The 6677-nt window shown below is 71.8% G+C and carries 6 protein-coding genes; all 6 read left to right on the top strand.

The genetic code is table 11. The features are described 5' to 3' along the window. The coding region (locus AB0M47_RS26620) for a M4 family metallopeptidase (protein WP_363418779.1) at nucleotides 1–2428 on the top strand (2428 nt) is incomplete at its 5' end. A gap of 69 nt (nucleotides 2429–2497) precedes the next feature. Then, nucleotides 2498–3373: a carbohydrate-binding protein gene (locus tag AB0M47_RS26615; protein WP_363418777.1), complete on the top strand. Its 876-nt coding sequence runs from the start codon at nucleotides 2498–2500 to the stop codon at nucleotides 3371–3373. 181 nt (nucleotides 3374–3554) lie between these two features. Further along, entirely contained in the window at nucleotides 3555–4085 is a 531-nt protein-coding gene (locus tag AB0M47_RS26610; RefSeq protein ID WP_363418775.1) for a hypothetical protein, read from the top strand. Next, on the top strand, nucleotides 4082–4336 hold the full coding sequence (locus AB0M47_RS26605; RefSeq protein WP_253753153.1) for a hypothetical protein: 255 nt from the start codon (nucleotides 4082–4084) through the stop codon (nucleotides 4334–4336). Before AB0M47_RS26610 ends, AB0M47_RS26605 begins: the two co-directional genes overlap by 4 nt. A 26-nt stretch (nucleotides 4337–4362) precedes the next feature. Beyond that, on the top strand, nucleotides 4363–5394 hold the full coding sequence (locus tag AB0M47_RS26600; RefSeq protein WP_363418773.1) for a helix-turn-helix domain-containing protein: 1032 nt from the start codon (nucleotides 4363–4365) through the stop codon (nucleotides 5392–5394). Between the two features lie 165 nt (nucleotides 5395–5559). After that, nucleotides 5560–6582, top strand: coding sequence for an SDR family oxidoreductase (locus AB0M47_RS26595; RefSeq protein ID WP_363418771.1), 1023 nt, complete (start codon nucleotides 5560–5562; stop codon nucleotides 6580–6582). The last annotated feature ends 95 nt before the right edge of the window (nucleotides 6583–6677 follow it).

Below are 6677 nucleotides of genomic sequence, written 5' to 3'. Positions count from 1 at the left end.
CGTGGGGGCCTGGGGGACCACCCGCGCCCAGGCCGGCGTCCCCCACCCCCAAAAGGAGAACAACCCCGTGAAGCCCATCCCACTTCGGATCACCCTCGCGGCCACCGCCGCGGTGGCGGGTCTGGCCCTGGTCATGCCAGGCGTCTCGCTCGCCAGCGCCCGGCCGCAGGCGCAGCCGGCGGCCCAGTCGGATCCGGCCGCGCTCGCCGCGACGGCTGCCGACCGGGTCGCCGACGGCGGCCTCGACGCGCTGGCCAAGGGCCCGAACGAGTCCTTCGTACGCCGGGACGTCGTCGCCGGATCCGGCGGCCTGCAGTACGTCTCCTACGAACGCAGCTTCCGCGGCCTGCCCGTGCTCGGCGGCGACGCCGTCGTCGTGACCGACAAGGCCGGCGCCGTGCGGGACACGGCTTCCGCGCTCGGCCGGGGCGTACGCCTCGCGTCGGTCACGCCGAAGATCTCGGCGAGCCGGGCGACCGCCGTCGCCCGCAAGCAGCTCAGCAAGATCGAGCAGGCCACCCCGGCCCGGCTGGTCGTGTTCGCCACCCCCGGCGGCGACCGGCTCGCCTACGAGGTCGTGCTGGAAGGCGTACGCGCGAACGCGCCGAGCCGTCTGCACGTCGTCGTGGACGCCGCCGACGCCCACGTGATCGACCTCCGGGACGACGTCCGGGAGGGCAGCGGCAACGGCTACTACGGCGGCCAGGTGACCCTGACGACCAGCGGTTCCGGCAGCTCGTACTCGATGACCGACAACACCCGGCCGGGCCTGCAGTGCGGCGGCCAGGGCGGCACCGCGTACACCGGCACCGACGACTCGTGGGGCAACGGGACCGGCACCAGCCTGGAGACCGCCTGCGTCGACGCCCTGTACGCCGTCCAGCGCGAATGGGACATGCTCGGCGCGTGGCTCGGCCGCAGCGGCATCAACGGCAGCGGCGGCGGCTTCCCCGCCCGCGTCGGCCTGAACGAGGTCAACGCGTACTGGAACGGCAGCTACACCAACTTCGGCCACAACCAGTCCAACACCGGTCAGGCCACCTCGATCGACGTCGTGGCGCACGAGTTCGGCCACGCGATCTTCCAGACGACCCCGGGCGGGGCCGGTTCCGGCAACGAGAACGGCGGCCTGAACGAGTCCACCGGGGACATCTTCGGCGCGCTGACCGAGGCGTACGCCAACAACCCGAACGACCCGCCGGACTTCCTGGTCGGCGAAGAGGTCAACCTCACCGGCGCGGGCCCGATCCGCAACATGTACAACCCGCAGGCGCTCGGCGACCCGAACTGCTACTCGTCGGCCATCCCCAACACCGAGGTGCACTCGGCGGCCGGGCCGAACAACCACTGGTTCTACCTGGCCGCGATCGGCTCCGCCGGGGGCGGCGGCAATCCGTCGAGCCCCACGTGCAACGGCGGATCCGTCACTGGCATCGGCATCCAGAAGGCCGGCCAGATCTACATGGGAGCACTCAACCTGAAGACGTCCGGCTGGCGGTACGTCAATGTGCGTACGGCGACGCTGCGCGCGGCGGTCAACCTGTTCGGGGCGTCGTCGGCCGAGTGCCGCACGGTCAAGGCGGCGTGGGACGCCGTCAGTGTGCCCGCGCAGAGCGGTGAGGCCCAGTGCTCCACGGCCACCAACGACTTCTCGGTGTCGGTCAGCCCGGCCAGTGGCACCGTCCAGCGTGGAGCCGGCGTGAGCACGACCGTCTCGACCGCGACGACCTCGGGCAGCGCCCAGTCGGTCGCGCTCTCGGCCAGCGGCCTGCCGTCCGGGGTGACCGCGACGTTCTCCCCGGCGTCGGTGACCTCCGGCGGTTCCAGCACGCTGACACTGGCCGCGAGCGCGTCGGCCGCGCTCGGGTCGGCGACGGTCACGGTGACCGGAACCGGCTCGAGCGCGACCCACACCGCCTCGTACACCGTGACGGTCACGAGCCAGCCGGGCGGGAACGACTTCTCGGTCTCGCTCTCGCCCTCGTCCGCCACGGTCGCGCCGGGCAACTCGGCCACCGCGTCGGTCGCGACGGCGACCACGTCCGGAAGCGCCCAGTCGGTGGCCCTCTCCGTCACTGGTACGCCCACCGGCGTCACCGCGTCGGTGAGCCCCGGCACGGTGACCTCGGGCGGCAGCGCGACGCTGTCGATCGCGGTCGCGGCCGGAGCGACGGCGGGCACCTACTCCCTCACCGTCACCGGTGTGGGCACGTCGGCGTCGCACAGTGCGGTGTTCACGCTGACGATCAGCGGCGGCGGTGGCGGCGGCTGTGGCGGCCTGCCGGAGTGGGCCGCCACCACGCCGTACGCGCCTGACGACCTCGTGTCGTACAACGGCCACCGCTGGAAGTCGACCTGGTGGTCGACCGGTGCCGAGCCCGGCGCGCCCGGTTCCTGGGCGGTCTGGTCCGACCAGGGCGCCTGCTGAACCGCCCCGGGGACGGTTGCCGCCGGCGGCCGTCCCCGGTCCTCCTCCCAACCACCGAACGGAGAAGTCATGAGCGACGAAGAAGAGCGCACCGAGGAGCCCCGGCCCACCGGGGTGTCCCGGAAGACCCTGCTGCGCGCGGCGATGATCGCGCCCGCATTCCCGATGCTGGCCGGCGTGCCGGCTGACCGCACTTCTGGCGTCTCACCCGAGAGGCTCCCCGGCTCCGCGCGTACGCCGTCCGGGCAGCCGCTGGCGGCCACGCCCGAGTCGTGTGACGACGACGATCTCACCCCGCCGCAGATCGAGGGTCCCTACTTCAAGCCGGGCTCGCCGCTGCGGACCTCGATCGCCGACGGTCCGGGCACCGCGCTGACCCTGACCGGCTACGTCGTCGGGCTGGCCTGCCAGCCCATCGCCGGGGCGCTGCTGGACTTCTGGCAGGCCGACAACGGCGGCAACTACGACAACGTGGGCAACCGGTTCCGGGGTCACCAGCTCACCGACACGCAGGGCAAGTTCACCCTGACCAGCATCGTGCCGGGGCTGTACCCGGGGCGTACCCGGCACATCCACGTGAAGGTGCAGGCGCCGGGCCGCCCGATCCTGACCACCCAGCTCTACTTCCCGAACGAGCCCCGCAACTCGACCGACACCCTGTACGACCCGGCGCTGCTGATGAACGTGCAGATCGTCGGATCGGGCCGGCAGGCCACGTTCGACTTCGTCCTGAACATCCAGGGCACGCCGCCGTCGCCGTCGCCCACTCCCACCAAGACCACCAGTCCCACCCCGCCGACCGGCGGCACCTGGGCGCCCTATGTGGCGTACGCCCTCGGCGCGCAGGTCACCTACGGCGGGCTGAGCTACGCCTGCCAGATCGCGCACACCTCGCTGCCGGGCTGGGAGCCGCCGAACACGCCCGCCTTGTGGCGACGCGTGTAGCACTCTGATCCGTCAGATTCCTGCTGACCCTGGGGAGATTCCGCCGTCGACGTCGTGCCTGGCGATGTCGGCGGCCTTCCCGTGTTTATCCACAGGAGACGGTCGGCCGATTGCCGTCCATCGACACAGCTAATACCTTGGCTGCGGACTGTCCGAGTACGGGGGGACACGGGGAGGGCTCATGGGATCGAAGCGATCCGTCGGCAAGCTCGCCGGAGAGGCCGCTGAGGGGCTGATGCGGCCGCTGGCGAAGCTCATCAAGAAGGGCGACCGGCTGCCGTCGGTCTCCCGGGCGGCGCGTCCGCCGGTGCACGCCCATCCGGGGCTGCACTCCCGCTCCGGCGCGCTGACCAACCGCGAGGTGATGGAGCAGGGCGTCGGCCTGCCGCGGACGCCGGAAACAGTCGACCACTACTCCCGGCTGGCCGGAGTGGACATGCGCGGCAAGCCCGTGGACATCGTCGAGGCGCCGGACGACATCGCGTACCTGGACTACCAGGGCGCCGTGGCGCGGACCGACGACATGGGCGTCCAGCTCGGCCCGGCCGCGTTCCAGGACGAGGAGACCCTCGTACGGACCCTCGGCCACGAGAGCGTGCACGTGAAGCAGTACGAGGACGGCCGGGTATCGTCCATGACAGGGCCGCTGGAGGACGAGGCATACGCCGCGGAGGACGCCTTCGTCGACACCTGGAGGAGGAACACCCGATGAGTTCGCAGCTCACCGTCGAACGGACGTTCAAGCTGACCGGCCGCCCCTGGCTGCTGGTGACCGGGCGGCTCGACGGCGAACCGCTGAACATCGGCGACCAGGTGACCATCGCCGATCCGGGCCGGCCGGCGGTCGCCGGGGTGGTGCGGTCGATCGAGCTGCACAGCGCGCCCGGGACGACCACGATCGCCGTCGACCTCGAGCTGGACGACCGGATCCAGCCGGGCACCGTCCTCTCCCGAGCCGAATAGGCCACGGGAGCACTATCTTCGTGGGGATGATCGAGCCCGGAATCGACCCCTCAACCGCCACCACCGCCGCCGAGTTCGTGGAGTTGCTGCGCCGCGTCCGGATCAGCGCCGAGCTGAGCTACCGGCAGATCGCGCAACGGGCCCGTGCGCACGGCGTCGCGCTGCCGATCAGCACGCTCGCGACCGCGCTGAACCGGGACACGATGCCCCGGCCGGAGGTCGTGACGGCGATGCTGCTCGCCTGCGGCTGCAGCCGGGAAGAGCTGGCCCGGTGGCTGACCGCGCGCCGTCGGATCGTCCTCGGCTCGCCGTCCACTGCGGACGGACCGGCACCGGACCGATCCGAATCGGACGTAACCGCGTCCGACGAGACAGCGTCCGACGAAACAGCGCCTGCGGAAGCAGCGCCAGAGGAGACAGCGCCCGACGAGGCGGAGTCTCCGGAGGCACAGGCCAGGCCGGTCGCGGTGGACCCGCGTGACCGATGGCGGCGGCTGCGGGCTCGCGTACCCCTATGGTTGATCTTGGCGGTCGTCGTGACCGCCGGCGCGGGCGGTGCTTGGTGGGCCGCGGAACGCGCGGACCATACCGCGACCCCGCCGCCGACCGGCTCGCCCTCGCCGACCAGCTCCCCCGCGCCGAGCATCGCGGCGGAGTCTGTCCGGGTACGCCCGCTGTCGGGTGCCGGATGCCTGAGCGAGCACAGTGGAACCACCGGATACCTGTTCATCGAGCCGTGCGCGCAGGCATTCCCGGCGCTGTCGACGGAGCCCGCGGGCGGCGGCGCGTTCCGGATCCGCACCGATCATCCCGAGTTCGGGCCGGGGTGCATGGGCGTCGACCCGGTCGCGGCCGACGACCGGCCGTCCGACGGCTACTGCCCCGACGTCAAGCATCAGCTCTTCACGCTGGTCGCGGCGAGCGGCGGGCATCTGGTCCGCAATGTCGACCTCGGACAGTGCCTCGCGGTACGCCCGGAGGCCGGATCGCGCTCGGTGATCTTCGCGGACTGCTCGGCCGAGGACCCCGCGCAGCTGTTCGTCATCGACCGAGTCTGATCGAGCGCACCGCCCTTTCACCTGCGCGAACGTTCGGGTCGAACGCCTTCGAACGATGCCGAACGCGTTCAGCGTTGACCTCGATCAACTGCCGCGGCTAACAATCGACCCCGGGACCGCCGGGTTCCGCCGGCCGGCGGTCCCCACATACGGGGGGTGCACACGATGACGATTTTGCTGACCGGGGGCAGCGGGGCTGTGGGCGCGGCCGTGCTGGGGAAGGTCCCGGCCGGAGGGCCGGCAGAGCGAATCGTGGCGCTGGTGCACCGCGGTGATGTCGCCGCCGCGACTGTCGCAGGCGACATCACCGCGCCCCGGCTGGGCTTGGCCGCCGACGTGTACGCCCGGCTCGCCGGACAGATCACCAGTGTCGTCCACTGTGCTGGAGCGACCGAGTTCACCGCCGCGGACGAGGTGATCAGGGCGCTGAACGTGGACGGGACCCGGCATGTGCTGGAGTTCGCGGCCGACGCCGGGGCGCGAGTCGTCTTCGCCTCGACCGCGTTCGTGGTCCGGCGGGACAGCGCCGCGCCGCTGACACAGTCCTATCTGGAGACCAAGCTGGCGGCCGAGGATCTGGTCCGCTCGGCGGGGCTGCCCGCCGCGATCGCCCGCATCGGCGTCGTCATGGGCGACGCCCGGACCGGGCAGATGAGCCGCTTCCAGGGTCTGCACTCCACCGTGGACGCCGTCTTGCGCAACCTGTTGCCGGTGCTCCCGTTCGCCCGGGACGCCGTGATCGACGCGCTCCCCCGCGACATCGTGGCCGACGAACTCCTCCGGCTGTGCGCCACCGACGACCACGCGTCCGGTGATGGCGTAGCGGGGGCGGTCAACGATGCCGGGGTCAGCGAACAGTGGATCACCGCCGGGTCGGCCGCGCTCACCATCGGGCGCATGGTGGAGCTGGTCGCCGAGCGGGCGCCCCACCTGGGCCGGACCGTGCATCCGCCGCGCTTCGTCCGCCCGGCACTCGTCGACCGGGTGGTGCGCCCGGCGTACATCGATCCGCTGCCCGCCGCCCAACGCCGCAAGTTCGCCAATCTCATGGCCCTGGCCTCGCTGTTCGACGACGTGCCCGCGTTCCCGAGCACGCTGCCGGACCCGCCCACCACTCAGCAGCTCGAAGACGCGTTCGTCGCCACCGTCGACTATCTGGCCGCGAGCAAAGGCCTCGTCGCCGCCTGACCGAGTTCCACCGCCTGACCGAGTTCCACCGCCCGACCGAGTTCCACCGCCTGACCGAGTTCCACCGCCTGACCGAGTTCCGCCGCCTGACCGAT

This window comes from Hamadaea sp. NPDC051192 (assembly GCF_040682475.1).
In the GTDB taxonomy this organism is placed as follows: domain Bacteria; phylum Actinomycetota; class Actinomycetes; order Mycobacteriales; family Micromonosporaceae; genus Hamadaea; species Hamadaea flava.
Note: the sequence above shows the minus strand (reverse complement) of the source record. Positions and strands in the feature narration are given on the sequence as shown.

Coding starts and splice junctions, on each gene's coding strand:
- AB0M47_RS26615 (WP_363418777.1), top strand. CDS start 2,498: ATGAGCGACGAAGAAGAGCGCACCGAGGAGCCCCGGCCCACCGGGGTG.
- AB0M47_RS26610 (WP_363418775.1), top strand. CDS start 3,555: ATGGGATCGAAGCGATCCGTCGGCAAGCTCGCCGGAGAGGCCGCTGAG.
- AB0M47_RS26605 (WP_253753153.1), top strand. CDS start 4,082: ATGAGTTCGCAGCTCACCGTCGAACGGACGTTCAAGCTGACCGGCCGC.
- AB0M47_RS26600 (WP_363418773.1), top strand. CDS start 4,363: ATGATCGAGCCCGGAATCGACCCCTCAACCGCCACCACCGCCGCCGAG.
- AB0M47_RS26595 (WP_363418771.1), top strand. CDS start 5,560: ATGACGATTTTGCTGACCGGGGGCAGCGGGGCTGTGGGCGCGGCCGTG.